Raw genomic sequence first — 24,124 nt, 5'->3', positions numbered from 1 at the left:
CATTCAAAACATAGCATAAAATTATTACAAATCGCTTAAAAATCTTAAATTTGCATCTTATCAAAAATTTGATACTAAAAAAGCAAAAGCAATATTATGACATCACAAGAGATACGTCAAAAATTTTTAGATTATTTTAAAAGTGAGGGACACCTTATCGTTCCTTCAGCTCCTATTGTGCTGAAAGACGACCCTACCCTTATGTTTTCCAACTCCGGAATGACGCAGTTTAAGGATTTTTTCCTTGGCTACAAAACACCTACCGCCCCTAGAATTGCCGATACACAAAAGTGTCTGAGAGTTTCTGGGAAGCATAACGATTTGGATGATGTAGGTAGAGATACTTACCACCACACAATGTTTGAAATGCTGGGTAACTGGTCTTTCGGGGATTACTTCAAAAAAGAGGCTATTGCTTTTGCCTGGGAATTACTGACTGAAGTATACGGAATTCCAAAAGAAAATTTATACGTAACGATTTTTGAAGGGGATGCTTCAGAAAACCTTGACAGAGACCAGGATGCTTATAACTTCTGGAAATCTCATATTGCTGAGGACAGAATCATCAACGGAAATAAAAAAGATAACTTCTGGGAAATGGGTGAAAGCGGACCATGCGGACCATGCTCAGAAATCCATATCGATCTTAGAACTCCTGAAGAGAAAGCGGCTGTTCCGGGAATTACATTGGTGAACCAAGATCATCCACAGGTTGTGGAAGTTTGGAACTTGGTATTCATGGAATTCAACAGAAAGGCAGACCGATCTTTAGAAAAACTTCCTGCTCAGCACGTAGATACAGGAATGGGATTTGAGCGTCTTTGCATGGCTCTTCAAGGGAAATCTTCTAACTATGATACAGATGTTTTTACTCCTCTTATTTCTAAAGTTGAAGAACTTTCAGGAAAAAAATATACAGGAATTTTAGAGGACGAAAAAGATATTGCGATCCGTGTTGTGGTAGACCACATCAGAGCTGTTTCTTTTGCGATTGCAGACGGACAGCTTCCTTCAAGCGGAGGTGCAGGATATGTGATCAGAAGAATTTTAAGAAGAGGAATTTCTTATGCTTACAGATTCCTTGATATGAAAGAACCTTTCCTTTATAAACTGGTTGCTGTTCTTCAGGAGCAGATGGGACCTTTCTTCCCGGAAATTGAAAAACAGGGAAAACTGGTTACCGAGGTTATTAAAAGTGAAGAAGATTCATTCTTAAATACTATTGAAACAGGACTAATCCGTGTTGAAAAATTAATTCAGCAAACCATTGCAGACAATCAGAAGGTTTTACCAACCCTTGAGGTTTTTGAATTGTATGACACCTATGGTTTCCCTGATGATTTAACAAGAATTATTGCGGAAGAAAAAGGGTTAACTATTGATGAGGAAGGTTTCAAAGCAGAAAGAGAAAAGCAGAGAAAGCGTTCTCAGCAAGATTCTGCTCAAAAAGTATATGACTGGGTAACTTTAGAAGAAAGGGAAGAAAATTTTGTAGGATACGACCAAACTGAATCTGAAACTTATATTACAAGATACAGAAAGGTAGAAAATAAAGACGGAGAGTTTTATCAGGTAGTACTAAGCTCCACTCCATTCTATCCGGAAGGTGGTGGACAGGTTGGAGATAAAGGAGTATTGGGAAATGCTTCTGAAACCTTTGACGTTCTGGAAACTAAGAAAGAAAACGGATTAATCATTTCGTTGATCAATGGTCTTCCAAAAGATCCAAAGGCTTTATTTACGGCTAAAGTAAATGCTTCCGACAGAAAAAACTCTCAGGCAAACCACTCTGGAACTCACCTTTTACATGAAGCCTTAAGAGATGTTTTAGGAACTCACGTAGAACAGAAAGGTTCTTATGTAGGGCCTGATTATCTGCGTTTCGACTTCTCTCACTTCAATAAAATGACTGAAGAAGAACTGGCGTTAATTGAAGAAAAAGTAAACCACAAGATTAAAGAAAATATTGCCTTACAGGAGTTCAGAAGCATTCCTATTCAGGAAGCTTTGGATAAAGGAGCAATGGCTTTATTTGGTGAAAAATATGGTGACAATGTGAGAATGATCCAATTTGGAAGTTCAAAAGAACTTTGCGGTGGAACTCACGTAAAAAATACCAGCGAAATCGGACATTTCAAAATCGTTTCTGAAGGTTCGGCTGCTGCAGGAATCAGAAGAATTGAAGCAATCTCCGGAGATCAGTCTGAAGAATACTTCAAGAACCTGGAGAAGCAGATTGCAGAACTTTCTCAATTGCTGAAATCAAAAGACGTTGTAAGATCAATTGAAAAACTGATTGATGAAAATGCTTCATTAAAATCTGAAGTAGACGCTCTTAAAAAAGAAAAGGCAAAAGGAGAAATCAGCGACTGGAAAAATGCTTATGAACAGAAAGGAAACAAACAGCTTTTGGTAAAGAAAACTTCTCTGGACGCAGGTTCGGTAAAAGATATCGTTTTCCAACTGAAAAAAGAGATTCCAACTTCTGTGACGATCATTCTTTCTGATGCAGACGGTAAACCAATGATTACAGTAGGCGTTTCCGATGATTTGGCAGCAGATTACCAGGCTGGAACTATAGTAAAAGATCTTGCAAAAGAGATCCAAGGCGGTGGCGGTGGAAATCCTGGCTTTGCAACGGCCGGTGGTAAAAACCTGGACGGACTGGAAAATGCGTACCAAAAAGCATTAGCACTTTAAAAAAGAAAGTTCCTTTATGATATAGAAAACTCCTGAATATATGATGTTCAGGAGTTTTTTCATGAAAAATATCACGCTGCAGCCGAAAAGATTACTTCCATTACTATTACACTGTATACCACCTTTTGAAGCTTATGAAAATCTCCCATCGTATGTTTAGATTAAATCAATGTTATACTCTGTTAAAAACTTTTTCAACACAATAAATATTATTAATTTTGGCGTAGTATTTTTACATGAAAAGGGGTTTATTTTTATTATTTTTTCTGATGTTCTTTCTGGGGTATTCACAATCAAAAATTAAGGTTGTAGATGACGCCAATGAAAAACCTGTCCCTAATGCTAAAATATCTTGTGACAGCAAGATCATCGGTTACACCAACGATCAGGGAATTCTGGAGTTTACAGCACATTGTAACAACATAGAGATTGAAGCAGACGCTTATCAGAAAGTAACCGCTTCTCCTGAAAGCAGCATGGAAATTTCACTTATTAAGAAAGGTTCAAAAACAACGGCAATAGAAGCGGTAGTGATTGAAGATAAAAGTGACCCAAGAGCATTGGAAATCCTGAAAAAGGTAAATAAACTCTTTAACGAAAACTCTCCAAAAAGTCTGGGCTCTTATTCCTACAAATCTTATGAAAAAATTTCTCTGGATATTGATGAAGACAGTATTTCTCAATTTCAGGAGTATTTCAATGACTTAAATGTTTTCAAGAAAAAGAGAGAAAAAGATTCTCTAAATAATATCACTGCCAGAAAAGTATTTTCAAAAAGTAAACTGTTTCTGTGGGAAAGAGCACAGGAATTTCTGTATTCTAAAAAGTACGGTGAAAAAATCAACATTCTGGATAACAGAATTTCCGGACTGAAACAGCCTATCTACGAAATGATTGCGCTTCAGCAAAGTAACAGAGATATTGTTCCTGAGCAGGTAAAACCAGAAAACAGAGGTCTTTACCGATTCTTCCTTTCAGATACCATTGAGCTTGACGGAAGGAAAAACTTCGTGATCCGCTTTCGTGAAGTCAATTATAAAAACCCGGACAGAAAGAGAAAGTATAACGGTGCCATCTATGTAGACACCGAAACCTACGGAATCAAAAAAATTGAAAATTTCAGTAAGAATAAAAACGACGGGATCATTACCAGTACATGGGTATTTTACAATAACAAATGGTTTCTTGCCCACGAAAAAACCAAGCTTAAAATGGGTAAAATGGCCATGGATGATAAAGAGCGTATCAACAAAAAGGATAAAAAAAGCTTTGGGACCTACGCTTTCCTGACCTCAAAATATTTTGATTTTGAAGCCCCCATTGAAGAAAATGCCAAAGATTTTAAAGGCTATACCTTCTCTGTAAAAAGCATTGACGGACATTCTTTGGATAAATACAGAACAGATCCTCTCACCGCTAGGGAACAGAACACGTATAAAACAATCGACAGTTTAGGAAAAAAGTATAAAATCGATAGTAAAGCCCAGATTTTATCGGGACTTCTTAACGGCCAGATCAGAGTAGGTTCTGTAGATTTTGCCGTAGACGAGATTGTCAATTTCAACTCTTATGAAGGCTTCAGACTGGGATTAAAAGCCAAGCTGAATGAAAATTTCAACCCTTATTTCTCTCCTGATTATTATTTCGCTTATGGAGTAAAAGACAGAAATTGGAAATACGGAATGGGCCTTGATGTGAAAACAACTTTAGAAAAAAATTCCTTCTTCAGATTTGAGTTTTATGATGATGTTACTGCTTCCGGAGAGTTTAACCGAAAGCTTTGGAATTTCAAAATGAGAACCATGAACTTTGGGAATAATCTAAATAATGACAAATATTTTCACTTCAAAGGAGCTTCCCTATCCTATCTGAACGATGTTACCAATGGTCTTACTCTCGCTCTTGCGGTAAGAAGAAATATAGAAGGTGCAGAATTCGACTACCAGTTCAGAGACAGAGGAACTTCTTATACAAATTTCAATACATTATTTACGTTAAAATATTCTCCAAACTCTACCAATATCATGACTCCTCAGGGAAAATCTCTGATCGATCAGAAATATCCTGAGCTTTATTTCAATTATGAACAGAGTTATAAAGCTATTGGCGGAGATTTCAACTATTCCCGTTTTGATGCTCTTTTTGTGCATAATTTCAAAACTCCGATAGGAACTACAGGATTCAGGTTGTACGGCGGGGTTGTTCTGGGACAAGCTCCGATCTGGAAAAACTTTACCATGAACGGACTTGCCTCTCCGGGGAAAGATTTCAACTTTAACCTTACTTCTTACTTGGGATTTGCAACACTGGAAGGAGGTAAATATTATAATGATAAATTTGTAGCGTATTATTTCACTCATAAACTTCCCTTGTATTTTAAAAGCTTCGGGCACAATGTTTCCAGCTTCGACTTTGTTTTAAGAGGAACTATCGGGGATATGAAACATCAGGAATATCATCAGTTCAAGTTTAGAAAGCTTGATCACCTTTACCAGGAAGTCGGATTGGAATGGAATAACTTCCTGTCCAGCTATTTCAATCTGGGAGTTTTCTATAGGGTAGGTTATTACGCAACACCTCATTTCAATGAAAATTTTGCGATTCAGTTTAAGCTGAAGTTTTTGGAGTTTTAATCTTCCGGAAAAGACAAAATCTTTAATTTTGAAATATTTTTCAAACGCATTCAACGACAATATATACAAAAGAATATGCAGAAAATCGAAATCAAAGCAGAACAGTTTTTTGAATTATTACGATTAAAAGACACTCCAATGTGGGAAATCTTCTCACAGATGATCGATGGAAATGAAAAGGAGATTATCTTTTTAGACCATGAAGACAAGATCCTTTTTACTTATATTTTACCTTCTAACCCTGAAAAACTGGAAGAAGACAGAAAAGAGTTTTCAAAACAGTTTTCAGAGAAATTAGCTAACTTCAACTAAGAGTCCCCATGAATAAAAATTATGTTTTTTCTCTGCTGAGCATTTTCCTATTTGCGATCGGAAATGCTCAAAATTATAAAAAACCATTGGTTTCTGCCATCAAAGAATCTGACCTTCGTACGGATATGTATCAGCTGGCAGCAGACTCTTTCTGGGGCCGTGAAGCAGGAACTCTGGATGAACTGAAAGTATCTATGTGGCTTGCAGACAAAGCCAAAGAAGCTGGTATGAAACCCGCTGGAGATAATGGAACGTTTTTCCAGTTTTTTGATATGTACAGACACCAGGTGATTCCTCAGAGCAGCCTTAAAATCGGAGATAAGAGTCTTGCATTGTGGAAAGATTTTCTTGTGTCGGAACCTGTAAATGCTTCTATAGACTCCGAAATTATCTATGCTGGAAATGCTGAACCTGAAGACCTTTCCAAACTGAACATCAAAGGAAAAGTACTTGCTGTAAATGCTTCAGACAAAAATATTTCGAAAGATATGACTCTTTTTATAAGAAGATATCCTGGTTTTGTAAGAACCAAATATTACAATAAAGCTGCTGAACTGGGTGCGAAAGCAATCATCTTCGTTACCGATGATATTTCTGAAAAAAGCTGGGTAGAAGTACTTCCTCAAATGACCAGAGGAAGCTATGGCGTAGAAGGTTTGAGAGAAAAAATCACGAATAACATTCCGGTTTTATGGATCAAAAGAGAAAATGCCAATTGGGTAAAAAACAACTCTAAAGTCTCCTTGAACCTAATCACAGAAACCTATAAATATCCTTCTGTAAACATTATCGGAAAAATAGAAGGTACAGATCCGGTTCTTAAAAACGAATATGTTTTGCTAAGTGGACACCAGGATCACGACGGAATCAGACATCCTGTAAAAAATGACACCATCTACAATGGTGCTGATGATAATGCCAGTACATGTGTTGCTATGCTGGCTATGGCAAGAGCCTATAAAAAGCAACCAGGAAAAAGAAGTATCCTTTTTGTCTTCCATGGTGCAGAAGAAAGAGGATTACTGGGTTCCAGATGGCACGCTGCCCATCCTGTTGTTCCTAAAGAAAGCATTATAGCCGTTCTGAATGGTGATATGATCGGTAGAAATGATAATAATGAAGCTGCTTTACTGGGAGGAAATGCTCCTCACAAAAACTCTGAAGAGCTGGTGAAAATGGCCGAAGAAGCTAATAATGAAAGTACCAAATTCAAGTATCTGAAGGACTGGGATTCTCCAAGCCATGCAGAATATTTCTATTTCAGAAGTGACCATCTTCCGTATGCTAAGATTGGAATTCCTTCAATATTCTTTACCAGTGTTTTGCATGATCAGTATCATACCCCACAGGATGAATCTGAAAACATCAATTACAAAAAACTTTATAAAATGACTGAATGGATGTACAGAACATCCTGGAAAGTAGCCAATGAAATGGAACGTCCGAAAGTTATTCCGGGTTTTACGCTTGAAAGATAAAAAATAAAAAGCTTCACCAATAGTGAAGCTTTTTTCATTTGTGTTTTTAGAATATACGAAAATGAGAACCTGTTCCTCTAACTTGGAAATCCAAGAAGTGTATCTCTTTTTAAACCATACCTTTTTAAATAAGCAGATTCATCAGAGACGGATCATTGTTCAGGTAATTGACAAAAAAATCATGGCTTTTCATTTTATCAATTAATGGAGTAAAGTCTGTATTTTGTTTCAAAGCAATGCCTACGACAGCGATTCCTTTTTCTTTTGAATTTTTTTGGGTGTACTCAAAATAAGTGATGTCATCATCAGGTCCTAATACATCCATTACAAAAGTTTTCAAAGCGCCGGGACGTTGTGGAAATCTGACAAGGAAGTAGTGTTTCAAACCCGCATACAGCAATGCTTTTTCTTTGATTTCTTCCATTCTCGTAATATCATTATTGCTTCCGCTGATGATACATACTACATTTTTACCTTCTATATGATCCCTGTATTTTTCCAAAGCAGCTATTGAAAGAGCTCCCGCAGGTTCTACAACAATAGCATCCTTATTATATAATGAAAGAATTGTCTCGCATACCAGCCCTTCTTCTACTGTTACCATATCATACAAAGTTTGTTGGCAAAGCTCAAAAGTAAGGTTCCCAACCTGCTGTACTGCAGCACCGTCTACAAATCTGCTGATTTTCTCCAGAAGTACAGGTTGGCCTTTTTCTATTGCCTTTTTCATACTTGCTGCTGCGGAAGGTTCCACCCCAATTATTTTTGTCTGCGGGGAAAGCTCTTTAAAGACTGAACAAACTCCTGCTGCCAATCCTCCCCCGCCAATCGGAACGAAAAGATAGTCAATAGGAACTTCCGACTGTGCTAAAATTTCCATTGCTACAGTGGCTTGTCCTTCAATAATAGCATGATCATCAAAGGGATGAATGAAAGCTCCATTGTGTTCATTACAAAACCTCAACGCTGCGTCTTTGGCTTCGTCGAAAGTATCTCCATAGAGTACCACATCAATATAATTTCCTCCAAACATTTTGACCTGCTCCAGCTTTTGTCCCGGGGTTGGTAAAGGCATAAAAATAGTTCCTTTCACTTTCATCTTATGGCACGCAAAAGCGACTCCCTGTGCATGGTTTCCAGCGCTGGCACATACAACCCCCTTGGCTAGAGCTTCCGGAGACATGGTTGCCATTTTATTATACGCTCCTCTTATTTTGTAGGATCTTACCTGTTGAAGGTCTTCTCTTTTAAAACTTATTCTGGCTGTATAGACATTTGAAAGGTTATTGTTGATGGCTAAAGGTGTTTTAACAATTATATTTTTAAGACGTTCCTCTGCTTTATATACCTTCTCTAAAACAGAGGAACAGGTTTCTTCTTTCATCATTTTTTAAGGTTTGATTAGTTATTTTCCGGTCTCAGGCTTCGTACCGTTGCTCCGGCCTTCCACATTTCGCTTTCTCTCAGCTCGGTCAGTTCCACTTCCAGTTTTTCTCTGTAATCTGGTTTACTGTTGCTGTCGATAGATCTTTGGGCCTCGTTTCCTTTGGCTACGTTGTCATACAATTCTTCAAATAAAGGCGAAGTGGCATCTCTAAAACGTTTCCACCAATCCAAAGCTCCTCTTTGAGCGGTCGTACTGCAGTTGGCATACATCCAATCCATTCCGTTTTCTGCGACCAAAGGCATTAATGATTGGGTAAGTTCCTCAACAGTTTCGTTGAATGCTTCCGAAGGGCTGTGTCCATTCTTCCTTAAAACATCGTATTGTGCGGCAAATATTCCCTGTACAGCTCCCATCAGTGTACCTCGTTCTCCGGCAAGGTCGCTGTATACTTCTTTTTTAAAATCTGTTTCAAATAAATATCCACTTCCAATGGCAATTCCGAGAGCGACTACTCTATCTCTTGCTTTTCCTGTAGCATCCTGATGGATCGCAAAACTACTATTCAATCCTCTGTCCTGAAGAAACATTCTTCTCAATGATGTTCCTGAACCTTTAGGAGCAACCAGAAATACGTCAACATCCGCGGGTGGAACAATGCCTGTGCGTTCATTAAAAGTCACTCCAAAGCCGTGAGAGAAATACAACGCTTTACCCGGCGTAAGATGTTGCTTCACTTTCGGCCAGTACTCAATTTGTGCAGCATCACTCAGAAGATAGCAAATGATGGTTCCTTTTTGTAAGGCTTCTTCTATTTCAAATAATGTTTCACCGGGAACAAAACCATCTGCTACAGCTTTATCCCATGATTTCGAATTTTTTCTCTGTCCTACAATCACATTTATTCCGTTATCTTTTTGGTTAAGAGCCTGTCCAGGTCCCTGTACACCGTATCCAATAACCGCTACCACTTCATCTTTCAATACTTCCTGTGCTTTGTGTAGTGGAAATTCTTCTCTTGTTACTACGTTTTCCTCAACTCCTCCAAAATTCAATTTTGCCATTTTTCTTATTTTTATTTGTTATATTTTTTTGATTGATAAAACTTGTTTAATGCTTTATTTTAGTCACAAAAACCTTTCACTTAAAAAGAAATTAAGTGTTATAATAATGTGACGATACATAAAAGGGGAAACAGTTTGGGTGCTATTTAACTAGCATATTCCATTGCGGTGAAATATGGATTTTTATGATAATGAACTTCCAGTACATCGACCTGTTTTTCCATCTGTCGGGTAATTTTCTGTACAGAATCTTCAGTTTCACGAATCACGATTACAAACTTTTTTACACGTTCTGTTTCGGAAGGTCCTACATTAAAAGTGACCATAGAAATTCTTCTTCTGGAAAAAATAGCGTTGATCCTGCTGATCAGTCCTAAATAATCTTCGGTATATGCCGTAATGGTATATTCTTTCTGTTCTGTTTTCATCTTTTTATTTTTAATCTATTTGTTGCTCAATACAATTTCTGAAACGCTTTTTCCCTGAGGAATCATAGGAAACACGTTATGCTCTTTTCCAGTCATCACTTCTAAAAGGAATGCGCCTTTATGATCCAGCATTTCACGAAGCGCCTTTTCCAATTCTTGTCTTTGGGAGACTTTATTGCCTTCAATTCCATACCCTTTGGCTACCTGTACAAAATCCGGACTCTGAATATCTACTGAAGAATATCTTTCTTCATGAAACAATTCCTGCCACTGTCTTACCATTCCCAGATAGGAGTTATTCAGAATGAGGATTTTAACATTGGGACGATATTGCATAATGGTTCCAAGCTCCTGAATATTCATTTGTGCACCACCATCTCCCATAATGGCAATAACCGGACGGTTTTGTTCTCCATATGATGCTCCTACAGCTGCAGGAAGACAAAATCCCATGGTTCCAAGTCCTCCACTTGTAATATTGGTTCTTGGATGTTTAAATTTCGAATATCTGCAGGCGGACATCTGGTGCTGCCCAACATCAGTGACAATTACGGCTTCACCCACAGTCATTTCGTTGAGGGAACGAATGACTTCTCCCATAGTAATTTCACCTTCGGACGGATAGAGTTCTTTACTGATCAGAGCACTGTCTTCAACTTCGTAACAGGATTTAAACTTCTGTAACCATTCCGGATATTTTTTTTCTTTGATCCATGCGGTAAGAAGCGGCAATGTTTCTTTACAATTTCCTAATATCGGTACATCTGCTTTTACATTTTTATCGATTTCTGCTTTATCAATATCTAAGTGAATAATCTTCGCCTGTTTTGCATATTGATCCAATCTTCCTGTAACCCTGTCATCGAAACGCATTCCGACAGCGATAAGAACGTCACATTCGTTGGTCAGAACATTGGGTCCGTAATTTCCGTGCATCCCTACCATTCCTACTGATTGTGGATGATGGGTAGGAATAGAACTCATTCCCAGTACCGTCCATGCTACCGGTATTCCCGACTTCTCAACAAATTGAAGAAATTCTTTTTCGGCTTTCCCCAACATAATTCCCTGCCCTGCAATTACAAATGGCTTTTCAGCGTTATTGATCAGAAATGCAGCTTTTTCTATATTTTCATGACAAGGGATCGGATCGGGCTTATAGCTTCTTAATGAATGACATGGAGAATAGCCTTTATATAAAACATGCTGTAATTGGGCGTTTTTAGTGACATCAATCAATACAGGACCGGGGCGGCCTGATTTTGCAATATAAAAAGCCTTAGCCAATACTTCCGGAAGTTCATTAGCATCGGTCACCTGATAATTCCATTTGGTAACGGGACTTGTCACGTTGATGACGTCTATTTCCTGAAAAGCATCAGTTCCTAAAAGATGTTCAAAAACCTGTCCTGTAATACATACCAAAGGAGTATTATCCAGTAAAGCATCCGCCAGCCCTGTAACAAGATTTGTGGCTCCCGGTCCGCTGGTAGCCAATATGACCCCTACTTCACCAGACACTCTTGCCAATCCCTGCGCAGCATGTACAGCCGCCTGCTCGTGACGGACCAGGATATGTTCCAGCTTTCCCTGATAATCATAAAGAGCATCATAAATAGGGATAATAGCACCTCCTGGGTATCCGAAAACGGTTTTTACGCCTTCCTGAAGAAAAGCTTCAAGAATGATCCGGCTTCCGCTAAGTTCTGTTTTGATAGATGTATTTACATTCTCCATGATATTCTGATTATGAGATTTCGTCCGTTACACAACCTTCTGCGGCTGATGATACGGTTAATGCGTATTTATAGAGTAATCCTTTTTTTACTTTAAGAGAAGGCTTTTGCCATCCCTGTTTTCTTTTTTCTATTTCTTCTTCTGAAACTTTAAGCTGTATTGTGTTGTTTACAGCATCTATTTCAATGAGGTCGTCATTTTCTACAAAGGCAATGAGTCCTCCTTCATAAGCTTCGGGTGTAATGTGTCCTACAACAAAACCATGTGTCCCTCCGCTGAATCTTCCATCTGTGATTAATGCTACACTGCTGCCAAGTCCTGCCCCGATTAAAGCACTTGTAGGTTTCAGCATTTCTGGCATTCCGGGAGCTCCTTTTGGTCCTTCGTTTCGGATAACGATGACATCTCCTTGCTGTACTGTTCCGTCCTGAATTCCCTGGATGAGGTTTTTCTCTCCATCAAATACTCTTGCCTTTCCTACGAATCGTTCTCCTTCTTTTCCTGTTATTTTGGCTACACTTCCCTTTTCCGCAAGGTTACCATAGAGTATTCTGAGGTGCCCTGTCTCTTTCACCGGTGAAGAAAGTGGTCTTATGATCTTCTGCTTATTAAAATCCAGATCCGGTACATTCTCTAAGTTTTCAGCTAATGTTTTTCCGGTTACCGTTAAGCAGTCGCCATGTAATAATCCCTGTTTTAAAAGGTATTTCATCACCGATGGTATTCCTCCGTGTTCATACAGATCCTGCATCAGGTATTTACCACTTGGTTTAAGATCTGCCAGTACGGGAGTACAGTCGCTCATCTTCTGAAAATCGTCCTGATCAAGAGCCACTCCAACACTTTTGGCCATAGCAATAAAGTGTAATACGGCATTGGTACTTCCTCCAAGGATAACAATCATGCGAAGAGCATTTTCAAAAGCTTTGCGTGTCATGATATCGGAAGGTTTGATATCTTTCTCCAGTAATATTTTCAGATATTTTCCTGCTTTGTGACATTCCTCTTTCTTTTCTTTGCTTAACGCGGGATTGGATGAAGAATACGGAAGACTCATCCCAAGTGCTTCTATTGCTGATGCCATTGTATTAGCTGTATACATTCCACCACAGGCACCTGCGCCAGGACATGAGTTTTTTACCACTCCATCAAAATCCTCTTCTGAAATTTCTCCTGCTATTTTTTTCCCTAAAGCTTCAAAGGCAGAAACAATATTAAGCTGTTCCCCTTTATAGCATCCCGGAGCAATGGTTCCTCCATATACCATGATAGAAGGTCTGTTTAATCTTCCCATGGCAATGATGGTTCCCGGCATATTTTTATCGCATCCCGGCAAAGCAATTACTCCGTCATAATATTGGGCTCCACAGATCGCTTCAATACTGTCGGCAATTACATCACGGCTTACGAGTGAGTAGCGCATTCCATCTGTCCCATTGCTCATTCCGTCACTTACTCCAATTGTATTGAATATTAATCCTGCCAACCCATGTTCCCACGTTCCTTTTTTCACCATTTTTGCAAGATCGTTGAGGTGCATGTTACAAGTATTTCCATCATATCCCATACTGGCAATTCCGACCTGAGCCTTATGCATATCTTCTTCTGTAAAGCCTATTCCGTAAAGCATTGCTCTTGCCGCAGGCTGCTCACTATTCTGGGTAAATGTTTTTGAATATTTATTTAACATACTGTCTTAATTTTTCTCATCTTTTTCATTAAATCTTTACTTAATTCCGATCCAAAACTACAGCTTGTCATCTTTTTTTCATTTTCAATTTTTAAAAAACTACAATATTCAACCGTTTGAAAAACAACCTTAAATAATTAAAAATCAATTACTTAAAATCCATCAATTTACAATGACAGAAGTCTTACCTTTTTTAAATATGCCTTCTGAACTTTTTCACTTACTGTATCTTCCCATGCTTTTGTAAAAGGGACATCATCCAATGAATCTAGCGCGACAATTTCGGCCGCTGTTCCACAGAAGAATCCGGCATCGGCACCTCTCATTTCGTCAGGGATAAAAAAGGTTTCCTGAACAGGAATATTCAATTCATCACAGATCTCAAATACAGTCTGTCTGGTAATTCCCGGAAGAATACTTCCTTTTGCAGGGGTGTATAATGTTCCCTCTTTTTCATAAAAAACATTGGCTCCCGAGCTTTCAGCGACATAACCGTTTTCATCCAAAACCAACGCTTCATCGTACCCTTTATCTTTGGCATCCTGACAGGCAAGGATAGAGTTTACATAATGACCTCCCACCTTAGCCTCTACTTTGAAAGCTTTAGGATTGGGACGTTGAAATTCTGAAGTCATGATCTTCATTTTATCGGCAAGGTATCCGTTACTCCATTCCCAAGCCAGCAAAGAGAGATAGGATTTTTTCCCTTTTGAAAGAGACATATTGGGCGAACAAGTGACTAAAGGGCGGATATAAGCATCAGTAAATCCGTTTCGCTCTAAGAGTTCATAGGTAAGGTCTGTGAGCTGTTCTACGGAATACTCAAAAGGAATATACATAAGTTCTGCAGATCTTTTTAATCTTTCATAGTGTTCTGCGGCTTTAAAAATTTTCGGTCCTTGATCTGTAGAGTAAGATTTAATACCTTCAAAAACAGAATATCCATAGTGAAGAGATTGTCCGTAAAGATCTGTTCCTGCCTCTTTGGCTTTCATAAAGTTTCCGTCGAAATAGATGACAGTGTTGTCGTTGTAATACATATTGTGGGTTTAAAATTTAACAAAATGGAATAAAAAAAGCCCTCTCACGCTGTGAGAGGGCTCAATATATGTACAGTCATACACTTTCCTTCTCACAGTCGCAAGGGAATAATAATGACGATAATAATTACTGTTAATAACTGATACATATACTGTACAAATAAAAAATTAAAACAAAAAAAGCCGTTTCAAATATGAAACGGCCTATATATAATTTAAATTAAAATCTATTTTAAAACGCCGTTTCCTTACTGTTGTTAATGACAACAGCAATAATAGAAATGACGATAATATTTTTCTGATTCGTAAAATTCATGTTGCAAATGTATAAACTTTTTAAATACTCGCAAGTTTTTTTAACACTTTTTATTTTTTTTGTAAAAACAGGCCGACGGTTTTCTTTGCTTCAGCGACGTCATGAACTCTTAAAATCTTGGCCCCTTGCTCCAATACTTTTATATGAAGTTTCTGCGTTTCTTCATTGATATCCAATGGCGATTTACCAAGAGGTTTATAGATAAAAGATTTTCTAGAAATCCCTATCAATAAAGGCAGTCTTCCCAAACCGAGATATTCCACTTCATTGATCATTTTCATCTGATCTTCTCCTGTTTTTCCAAAGCCAAAACCAGGGTCTAGAATGATATCTTTTACTCCTTTTTTCAAAAGTAAATTTACTTTTTCAGAGAAATATCGATTCACATCTAATGTAATATCTTCAAACCTGGTTTTCTCATGCATTGTGTCGTAAGATGCGTTGATGTGCATCAGAATGTAAGGAAGTTGTGTGTGTGCTGCTGTATCAAACATTTCTTCATCATATTGACCTCCTGAGATATCATTGATTATATCCATACCTTCATTAAACCCAAACTTTACAGTATCTGCATAGAAAGTATCCACAGAAATGAGGGTTTCAGGAAACTCTTTTTTTATCTGAGAAATCATATTTCCCATTCTTCGGATCTCCTCTTCACTAGTTAGAAATTTAGCATTGGGACGGGTAGACTGAGGACCAATATCAATGATTTCAGCTCCTTCTTTTACTAATTTTTCAGTTTGTAGCAATGCAGCTTTTTCGTTGTTAAACTTTCCTCCATCAGAAAAGGAATCTGGGGTAAGGTTGAGAATTCCCATGATTTTCGGAGTGTCTAATTGGATTAAATGGCCGTGGCAATTGAGGGAGGGTTGGAGGGTTGGAGAGTTTGAGAGCATGGGTTTTATTATTGATGGTTGATGGTTGATGGTTGATGGTACAAAATTAAGAATTTGTAAGGGGTATTGACGTATTGACAGGCAATGTATTTTTGATCAAATTGGTTTTTGAGAGGCGGTCATTGCTTCTTGGGTTTTCAATTTTGATCATATTCTAATTTTTTGACTCACTCACCTCTCCCATTCTAATACACTCAAACTCTCCAGCTTCTTTTTAAAAATTTAAAAGCGAATTCGTATATTTGGAAGATTAAGAAAATTTATGCTAAAGACGTCAGTACAATTCGAGAAAGTTATCAGTGAGTGTCGTGATCTTTTCGGTAAAAAGTTACAGGATTACGGTGCAGCCTGGAGGGTTTTAAGACCGAGTTCCATTACGGATCAGATTTACATTAAAGTCAATAGAATCCGTACGCTGCAGATGACTGATAAAAAAATGGTGGATGAGAGTGAGGAAGGTGAATTTGTCGCAATTGTCAACTATTCTATTATTGGGCTTATTCAGCTGGAGAAAGGTCTTTCCAATGATTTCAATGAAAATAAAGAGGAAATTTTAGGTTTGTATGACAAATATGCCAATGAAGCCAAAGCCTTGATGGAAAGAAAAAACCATGACTACGGTGAAGCCTGGAGAGATATGCGAATCTCTTCGATCACGGATCTTATTTATCAGAAAGTATTAAGAACGAAGCAGATTGAGGACAATCAGGGGCAAACCATTGTTTCTGAAGGCCTTGATGCCAACTATTTCGATATGCTGAACTATGCTGTTTTCTGTCTGATCAAGTTCTCTGAACAAGATAATCAATTCAAACCCAAAACTATTTAACATGATCAAAGGTTTATTACGCTTTATTATTGCTGTTATTTTTATCCTTTCCGGCTTTGTAAAAGCTGTGGATCTGGTAGGATTTTCCTTTAAAATGGAAGAATATTTCTCGCCAGCTGTGTTCAATATGCCGTTTTTTGAGAAGTTTGCCTTGCTATTTTCCATTATTGTGGTGGTGCTGGAACTTTTCTTAGGATTTATGCTGCTTCTGAAACTAAAGCTTAAATTTACCTTATCCATCCTCATAGCCCTTTGTATTTTCTTCGGGTTCCTTACCTTTTATTCTGCGTATTTCAATGTAGTAACAGATTGCGGATGTTTTGGAGATGCCATCAAATTTACGCCGTGGCAAAGCTTCCTTAAAGATGTTGTACTACTGATAGGGTTAATCATTGTATTCATCATGTACAGAAAAGAATTCCGTAAGAAAGACGAATATGGAGTAACTAAGAAAGAGCCTTCCAATACTTTTAAATATATTCTTTTAACGGTTTTCTCTCTGGCTATGATTTATGTTATGGCACAGGGAATTATGCACGAACCGATGATTGATTTCCGTGATTATAAAATAGGAACCAACATCAAAGGAGAAAAAGAGAAAATCAGTAAAAACCCTTCTGAATATAAGACTTTTTATACCCTTAAAAATCAGAAAACAGGAGCTGTTGTCAAAGTCAATCAGGACGATTACATTAAAGAAACAAAATATTGGGAAGAAGGTTCCCCATGGAAAATTGAAGATGGAAAAAACGAATCTGTTCTCATCAAGGAAGGATACAAATCTGAGATTGTTAAATTTAAAATCGAAGATCCTACAGGAATGGAACTTACTCAAGAAATAATCAATGCTCCGAAAGCCGTTTTGGTATTTTCTTATTATCCGAAAGACGTTCCTGCTGACCTTCTAAGCAAAGTAGAAGCTAAAGTAAATGCTCAAAAAGGAGCTTTAATTTATGGTATTTCTACAGAGCCCCGTACTTTTAAAACGATCAAAAATGCGATGATGGATGGTACAGCCATTAAGACCATTGCAAGAAGTAATCCTTTCGTATTGATCCTTCAAAATGGTAAGATCGTTGATAAACAGCCTGCAAAGGACTACGTTGAATAATAAAAAAGGATAAAATATAAGTGATTAAAGTACAAAATCATCACTATCTATTATCAAATTGAAACACTAAACTTAAACATAAAACAGCTCATGCAAAAATCAAATAAATCTATCGCAGGTTACCACTTACTTATGATCCTTTCTTCTGTAGACGGCGAGTTTGCGCCTGAAGAAGGAATGCTTGTTCAGCAGTATCTTGCGGATGAATTCCCTTTCCGAATGAATCTTGACAATGAACTGGAAACTCTTGCTCTTTTACAGCCTGAAGAGTGGAAAGACCACTTCGAATTTCATGCAAGATGCTTCCATGAAGATTCTACAGAAGATGAGCGTGTAAAATTTGTACAGTTTGCTAAGTCATTAATCAAAGCAGACAATAAAGTAACAGATGAGGAACACACTTTCTATATTCTTCTGAAAAACTTATGGGGATTATCATAAATTAAAAATAAACAACCATGAAAAAATTATTTGTTTTATCTCTGATTGCTATGGCAACAGGGTTAACTGCACAAAAGAAAGAATATGACCCCAAAGTAATGGGATGCTATAAAGGATCAGAAGTAAACCAACAGGTTGATGGAATGTCGAAATACTGGATATCCTGCAGACTGGAAAAAGGCAAAAGCATATTGATGTATGTAGCTATTAATTCAGAAGGGCAAGTATCGCAACAGACTGAAAACGGCAGTTGGTGGACCAGCGGAGGTAAATATTATGAGCTTCACAAAGTGGATAACGTTACAGATATCTACAATTATGAAATTTTAGCCAATGGTGACGTTAAATTTCACTCTATAGAGCTAATGGGCCAAAAAGACAACACCTATATATTTACCGACACGAAAATACAGGAAGATTAAATAAAAAATAATTATGAGAAGAAAGATAGTTGCAGGCAACTGGAAAATGAACAAAAATGTAATTGATGCTCAACAATTGATGATCCAATTACTAAGTTATAAAAATAATAATGCGACCAACTGTGAGGTTTGGATCGCTCCACCATCTTTGTATCTGATGATGGCAAAAGACATTTTTGAAAAGGATGAAATTGGTGTATTCTCTCAAGATATGAGCGAGCATGAAAGTGGCGCTTACACGGGAGAAATTTCTGCAGATATGCTGGAATCTATTGACGCTACCGGATCATTAATCGGGCATTCTGAAAGAAGACAATATCACGGAGAAACAGATTCTCACTGCAACAAAAAAATTAAATTAGCTTTAGATAAAGGGCTTATTCCCGTTTATTGCAACGGAGAAACTCTTGAGCAGAGAAAGGCAGGACAACATCTGGAAGTGGTAAAAAACCAGACGGAAACAGCTCTTTTCACTCTTTCTGCTGAGGAAATTAAGAAAGTAGTTATCGCTTACGAACCAGTTTGGGCAATTGGAACAGGAGAAACAGCAACTCCGGAACAGGCTCAGGAGATTCATGCTCACATCAGAAACATTATTGCCGCTAAGTACGGACAGGAAGTTGCCGATGAGATTTCTATTCTTTACGGAGGTTCTGTAAAACCTGATAACGCGAAAGAAATCTTCTCTCAACCTGATATTGACGGAGGTCTTATTGGAGGAGCCGCTTTAAAATTAGAGGATTTCTCTAAAATTATTGAGGGTTTCAACTAGTATTGAAATAATATCAATCTATAATAAAAACGGCGGAATCTTCGATTCCGCCGTTTTCTGTTAAAAAAAATCTAATTATTGAATATCGACTACGTACATCGTACCTTTGTCTACTTTTCCTGTTTTAGGTAAAATTTTGGCTTTCGGATTTCCATTTCCGTCATCTACTACACCGAAATCATCGTCATTGAAAACGGCCAGTTTGTTATTTCCTAAATACACAATTCCTTCAAACTTGTCATGCTCATATCCCAGTTTTGCAACCAGATCTACCGCTAATGTTTTTGACACCGTTTTTATTCCTGCATTGGTAAGTTCGTCCCATGAACACTGTTCTAAGGCTTTACCGTTTACTTTCATACCGTCTACAGCATTCATATCAGATCCCGTTACATCAGTAGCATTGGCCAGATTGATTCTGTATACTTTTTTAATACCTCCCTGAGATCCGAAATTACCATCTCTTTCAATCACCAAAAATTCGGTATTACTCAACGCTGTAATATCACAAACAGAGTCAGAAGCTCCGCCATCTTGTCTGTATAAAAACTGTTTGGTCTGTCCCGTTACCGTATCAAAGGTTACAATTCTCGTTAAGGTTGTATTGGTTGCCAGGGCTTTACTTGGAACGTACATCATAGACTGTATTGTTCCTACCAGCGTTCTTCCATCCGGTGTAAGAGCAAGACCTTCCATTCCTCTGTTGGCTCTTCTTTTCGCCAACACAGCAGGCAGCTTTCTTGGTCCGGTATTTACTCCAACCGGGCTTATTCTTTCCAGTTCCATTCCATCGGCACTATAATGTACAATGTGCGGACCATATTCGTCGGAAACCCAGAAAGTACCATCAGCTGCTGCTACAATACTTTCGCTGTCCAAGCCATATTTATCTGTACCCAGAATATTTCCTGAAGCATCATAAGCCACTTCCCCGGTACTTCCCATTCCTACAGGGTTTGGTAGTCCTGTGATAGGTGTTCCGGATGGATTTTTAAGCTTTATATATTTGATTACTTCTATATTTCCGTCTGCATTGATCTTGAAATGCATAATGGTAGGGGTAAAATTGGGCGTGAGGAATTTTTTACCATTCAGGTAATCGGTATTAGGACCGCGGTCTGTAATCACATAAAATTCTCCTTTTCTTGTTGGATGAGCTGCTGCACCGGAGCCAAATCCTCCGTTGATAACATCTACTCCATTGAGGGTAACCATTTTGGTAAATGGAAATTCCTGAGGAAGTTTGGAATAGTTAATATCCGGGCTGTTGATTACAGTATTATCTCCATCAGTATTACACGAAGTCAATACTGCCAGCATTAAAACAGGCAATAGTAATTTTTTCATATTCACTTTTATGGCTGCGAAAATAGAAACTGATTGTAAACTGATCTTGAATGCAATGATAATTGTATTTTAATAATAGATCCTGCAAAATGAATTCAATATAAACAACAAAACTTTCAATTTTAATTTTAAAAAGCAAACAACTTCTTTCCATTAGCTATCAATATCATAAAATCACTATTCAAAAACTATAATTCCCCTTGTGAAAAACCTGAAAACAAAAGATAATTCACAAAATACAGTCTAAATATTTATATGATATATTTGCAGACTTTTAAGGCTGAACACTGTTCATTAATAGGGAATCAGGTGAGAAGATTATTCAAATCCTGGGCTGTACCCGCAACTGTAAACTATTCAACTTATAGTATACAATACCACTGGATATCCAATCCGGGAAGGTAACTATAAGATGTAAGCCAGGAGACCTGCCTTAAATTTAAACTTCAGAAGAATACTTTCTTTTCCTCTGCAAGTAAGTTTCGGGAAAAAAACTTTAAATTAATAATATCATGAAGAAAATCTATTTCTTTTTCTTGCTGCTCATTATGCAGTGTTTGTCGGCCCAGTTTACAGAAAACGACATTAAATTTTGGGTAGGAACTGGTTCCAAAAAGGCCTATTTCATTGCTGATTTTAACGATAACAATACTCCAACCTCTTATGCCTGGGGCTATCGCTTTGATTCCAATTCTCTGACGATGGAAGATATGATCACAGCTATTGCCGCAGCAGAACCCAAAATGGAAATTGAGATTCCATCAGGGTTTCTTTACAGTTTAAACTATAACCATCATATTCCAAGCCTTGATGATTACTGGTCTACCTGGTCAGGAACTACTTCTGAGGCTATGTCATTCAATAACGGAGTGAATAATGATCCATTAATTGATGGAAAATGGTATGGCGTTTCTTATGGTTTTGATCCACCTTCCAAACCTTCTACTCCAGTCCCTGCGTACAGCTCTTTATGGTATAGCGCTTCTCAAATTATCAACTGGATAGGAACAGGGAATAATAAAAGTCTTATCGTTATCGACTTTGGAACAGATGGGAATATTGGCAACGCTAATTCTTTTGTATTTGGAATCAGATATAATGGAACGATCAGCGCTGAACAGGCTTTACAGCAGATACAGACTCAGGCTTCTTATTTCAACTTTACCGCTGCCAATAATCAGGTTGTTCATCTTTCTCTGAACAGTTTTACGGGTGACAACGCAGGGACAGACAGTTGGAAATTATACAAAGGAAAAGATCTTTCCAGCTGGCAAACAAAATCTAACCTGTCTCAGATTCAATTAAGTAATAATGACTGGATGGGATTAAGCTTTGGACAGAGGAGACCTATTACGCCTACAGAAGCGGCCAATGCGACATTAGGTGTGGCTTCCGTTAATAAAAAAGCATTCAGCATTTATCCAAATCCAGCAAGTGATTTTATCCAGATTAGCACTCCTGAGCAAGTAAAAGAAGTGAATATTTATTCCGCTTCTGGCCAAAAGGTGATTACAACACAGGCTGCCAAAGTCAATATTCATGCACTAAGTTCAGGAATTTATTTTGTAGAGATTAAAACATCTAGTCAATCTACAATACACAAAATTGTTAAAAAGTAGAAATACTTTACTTACTTATAGTTTATCAATCTTACCCTTTTTCACTATTGGAATGGTGTAAGGATGACAACATACAAAAGAGGCTTTTCAGTTTTTGGAAAAGTCTCTTTTTTGTGATTAAGATTGTATTTTAATAAAAGAACTTTTAAAATGATCTGAATATCCTTCACAAACTTCTTTATTTTAATTCGAAAAATTTAACAACATCAACACATTCATTATCATTTTAATAAAAACAACATGAAAAATATTTATTTAATTTCAGAAAAGCCTAAAAATCAGACATAATTCACAAAAAATCACTTATAATTTATGTGATATATTTGCAGCGTTTTAAGGTTGAACACTGTTCATTAATAGGGAATCAGGTAAAAATATTATTTCAATCCTGAGCTGTACCCGCAACTGTAAACTATTCAACTTATAGTACGCAATGCCACTGGACCTAGAAATCCGGGAAGGTGACTATAAGATGTGAGCCAGGAGACCTGCCTTAGACTAATTTCAACTTTCGGGAATAAAAGTTTATGAAATATAAATCTCAACAGATTTTTTCATGAATGTTTTGCCCTAAAGTGACGTTTTCGGGAAGAAAAACTTTAATTAATAATATCATGAAGAAAATCTATTTTCTTATTCTTGCATTTGTCATTTCTTTTGCAAATGCTCAAACTGAAGGAGTCCTGGTACTCAACGAAGGCGGCGCCGGAAGCAACAATGCTGAAGTATCGCTAATCTCCAACCAATCGGTTGTTACCAACAACTATTATAAAACCCACAACAATAATGCAGCGCTAGGAGATACTGCACAGGACATTAAAATTTTTGGTGATAAAATATTTGTAGTTCTTAATATTTCCAATCAGATAAAAGTTCTTAATAAGTCGGATTTTTCTTTGATTACCACTATCACATCCAATGTTAAAAACCCAAGATACATTGCTTTCAGCGGAAATAAATTCTTTGTAACGAACTGGGGAGCAACCGGTGGGCAAACCAACTATGTAGCTGTTTATGACCTCAACACTTATACCCATCAGGCTAATATCACGGTTGGAGAAGGACCTGAAAAAATCTACAGCAAAGACAATAAACTGTATGTTTTGCTAAAAGGAGGTTTCGGAATCAACCATTTTATGGATGTTATTGATGCTACAAGCAACGCTGTTTTATCAGAAATAAATGTAGGAGATTTTCCACACAGTATTTTTGAAAAAGATAACCTTCTTTACATCATGAGTTCAGGAAATCCTTACGTTTCCAATTCTTTTGGAACTTTTACGGTTTACAATACAACAACTCAGAGTGTTGCTTCCACTACAACATTTCCTGCTGGAACAAAACCTGCTTATATGGATACGGATGGTACGAATATTTACTATGTGAAAGATGCTTCTATTTATAAAACCTCTATTGCAGCGCCTTCTTTTTCAACCAATGCAATTGCAACTCCTCCTATTACAGTAAACAGTTATGGTTCAGCGTATGGATTTAACATCGTTAATAACAATATCTATATAGCAGATCCGCAAGGCTATGTTGCTCCTGGAAAAGTCTACATGTATAACTTACAGGGAACATTACAAAATACTTTTACGGTAGGTCTGCTTCCTAATCAAATTATTGCTTACAGCAGCGCATCTTCAAATCTTTCAACGGTTGAAAATGCAAAAACATCTAAATTGTCATTATATCCAAACCCTGCAAGTGACAAATTCTATGTACAAGGCTTAAACACTGGAAATGTTCAGGTTTATGATGCGAATGGCAGAATGATCATCAACACTCAGTACACTCAAAACGGAGTTGATGTAAATAATCTTCCTAAAGGAGTATATATTGTAAAAATCACTGATAAAAACAACATCTTCAGCGAAAAACTAATCATCAAGTAAGATTTAC

Annotated in this window: 19 protein-coding genes and 2 riboswitches; of the genes, 11 read left to right on the top strand and 8 right to left on the bottom strand. The window is 37.4% G+C overall.

Annotated elements, in window-relative coordinates; genetic code table 11:
• The first annotated feature begins 96 nt into the window (after nt 1–96).
• From alaS to ACL9RH_RS00785, 4 genes are all read left to right on the top strand, one after another.
• Complete coding sequence (gene alaS, locus ACL9RH_RS00800; protein WP_422691422.1) at nt 97–2,700, top strand: alanine--tRNA ligase; 2,604 nt, start codon at nt 97–99, stop codon at nt 2,698–2,700.
• A 236-nt stretch (nt 2,701–2,936) separates the two neighbouring features.
• Nucleotides 2,937–5,333, top strand: coding sequence for a hypothetical protein (locus ACL9RH_RS00795; protein ID WP_422691421.1), 2,397 nt, complete (start codon nt 2,937–2,939; stop codon nt 5,331–5,333).
• Nucleotides 5,334–5,408: 75 nt separating this feature from the next.
• Entirely contained in the window at nt 5,409–5,645 is a 237-nt protein-coding gene (locus ACL9RH_RS00790; RefSeq protein ID WP_422691420.1) for a hypothetical protein, read from the top strand.
• Between the two features lie 8 nt (nt 5,646–5,653).
• A complete protein-coding gene (locus ACL9RH_RS00785) occupies nt 5,654–7,123 on the top strand; it encodes a M20/M25/M40 family metallo-hydrolase (protein WP_422691419.1) in 1,470 nt (489 codons plus the stop codon).
• Nucleotides 7,124–7,247: 124 nt separating this feature from the next.
• Here ACL9RH_RS00785 and ilvA read toward each other — a convergent pair whose 3' ends face one another.
• The 7 genes from ilvA to folP form a co-directional block, all read right to left on the bottom strand.
• Entirely contained in the window at nt 7,248–8,510 is a 1,263-nt protein-coding gene (ilvA, locus tag ACL9RH_RS00780; RefSeq protein ID WP_422691418.1) for a threonine ammonia-lyase IlvA, read from the bottom strand.
• 14 nt (nt 8,511–8,524) lie between these two features.
• Nucleotides 8,525–9,571 (bottom strand): ketol-acid reductoisomerase, encoded by a 1,047-nt coding sequence (gene ilvC, locus ACL9RH_RS00775; RefSeq protein ID WP_422691417.1) that lies wholly within the window; start codon nt 9,569–9,571, stop codon nt 8,525–8,527.
• Nucleotides 9,572–9,717: 146 nt separating this feature from the next.
• On the bottom strand, nt 9,718–9,999 hold the full coding sequence (locus ACL9RH_RS00770) for an ACT domain-containing protein (RefSeq protein ID WP_422691416.1): 282 nt from the start codon (nt 9,997–9,999) through the stop codon (nt 9,718–9,720).
• 15 nt (nt 10,000–10,014) lie between these two features.
• Nucleotides 10,015–11,736, bottom strand: coding sequence for a biosynthetic-type acetolactate synthase large subunit (gene ilvB / locus ACL9RH_RS00765; protein ID WP_422691415.1), 1,722 nt, complete (start codon nt 11,734–11,736; stop codon nt 10,015–10,017).
• A 10-nt stretch (nt 11,737–11,746) separates the two neighbouring features.
• On the bottom strand, nt 11,747–13,426 hold the full coding sequence (ilvD, locus tag ACL9RH_RS00760; protein WP_422691414.1) for a dihydroxy-acid dehydratase: 1,680 nt from the start codon (nt 13,424–13,426) through the stop codon (nt 11,747–11,749).
• Nucleotides 13,427–13,593: 167 nt separating this feature from the next.
• A complete protein-coding gene (gene ilvE, locus ACL9RH_RS00755; protein ID WP_422691413.1) occupies nt 13,594–14,466 on the bottom strand; it encodes a branched-chain-amino-acid transaminase in 873 nt (290 codons plus the stop codon).
• A 366-nt stretch (nt 14,467–14,832) separates the two neighbouring features.
• Entirely contained in the window at nt 14,833–15,603 is a 771-nt protein-coding gene (gene folP / locus ACL9RH_RS00750) for a dihydropteroate synthase (RefSeq protein ID WP_422691412.1), read from the bottom strand.
• Between the two features lie 340 nt (nt 15,604–15,943).
• On the opposite strand from folP, the gene ACL9RH_RS00745 reads away from it, so the two are divergent.
• The 5 genes from ACL9RH_RS00745 (at nt 15,944) to tpiA (ending at nt 19,256) form a co-directional block, all read left to right on the top strand.
• On the top strand, nt 15,944–16,510 hold the full coding sequence (locus ACL9RH_RS00745) for a DUF1599 domain-containing protein (RefSeq protein ID WP_422691411.1): 567 nt from the start codon (nt 15,944–15,946) through the stop codon (nt 16,508–16,510).
• A gap of 1 nt (nt 16,511) precedes the next feature.
• Entirely contained in the window at nt 16,512–17,621 is a 1,110-nt protein-coding gene (locus ACL9RH_RS00740; protein ID WP_422691410.1) for a BT_3928 family protein, read from the top strand.
• Between the two features lie 90 nt (nt 17,622–17,711).
• Complete coding sequence (locus ACL9RH_RS00735; protein ID WP_422691409.1) at nt 17,712–18,062, top strand: TerB family tellurite resistance protein; 351 nt, start codon at nt 17,712–17,714, stop codon at nt 18,060–18,062.
• Nucleotides 18,063–18,079: 17 nt separating this feature from the next.
• Nucleotides 18,080–18,484 carry a hypothetical protein gene (locus tag ACL9RH_RS00730; protein ID WP_422691408.1) on the top strand — a complete coding sequence of 135 codons (405 nt, stop codon included), beginning with the start codon at nt 18,080–18,082 and terminating at the stop codon, nt 18,482–18,484.
• Nucleotides 18,485–18,497: 13 nt separating this feature from the next.
• Entirely contained in the window at nt 18,498–19,256 is a 759-nt protein-coding gene (tpiA, locus tag ACL9RH_RS00725) for a triose-phosphate isomerase (RefSeq protein WP_422691407.1), read from the top strand.
• A 75-nt stretch (nt 19,257–19,331) separates the two neighbouring features.
• Here the strand turns inward: tpiA and ACL9RH_RS00720 are convergent, their stop codons facing one another.
• Complete coding sequence (locus tag ACL9RH_RS00720) at nt 19,332–20,603, bottom strand: esterase-like activity of phytase family protein (protein ID WP_422691406.1); 1,272 nt, start codon at nt 20,601–20,603, stop codon at nt 19,332–19,334.
• A gap of 260 nt (nt 20,604–20,863) precedes the next feature.
• Nucleotides 20,864–21,053, top strand: a riboswitch (cobalamin riboswitch).
• 62 nt (nt 21,054–21,115) lie between these two features.
• On the opposite strand from ACL9RH_RS00720, the gene ACL9RH_RS00715 reads away from it, so the two are divergent.
• Nucleotides 21,116–22,222 carry a T9SS type A sorting domain-containing protein gene (locus tag ACL9RH_RS00715; RefSeq protein ID WP_422691405.1) on the top strand — a complete coding sequence of 369 codons (1,107 nt, stop codon included), beginning with the start codon at nt 21,116–21,118 and terminating at the stop codon, nt 22,220–22,222.
• 319 nt (nt 22,223–22,541) lie between these two features.
• Nucleotides 22,542–22,732: riboswitch (cobalamin riboswitch) on the top strand.
• Nucleotides 22,733–22,836: 104 nt separating this feature from the next.
• Complete coding sequence (locus ACL9RH_RS00710) at nt 22,837–24,117, top strand: T9SS type A sorting domain-containing protein (protein ID WP_422691404.1); 1,281 nt, start codon at nt 22,837–22,839, stop codon at nt 24,115–24,117.
• Nucleotides 24,118–24,124 lie beyond the last annotated feature (7 nt).

Origin of the sequence: Chryseobacterium sp. Mn2064 (genome assembly GCF_049319685.1) — a bacterium.
Taxonomy (GTDB): domain Bacteria; phylum Bacteroidota; class Bacteroidia; order Flavobacteriales; family Weeksellaceae; genus Chryseobacterium.
Note: the sequence above shows the minus strand (reverse complement) of the source record. Positions and strands in the feature narration are given on the sequence as shown.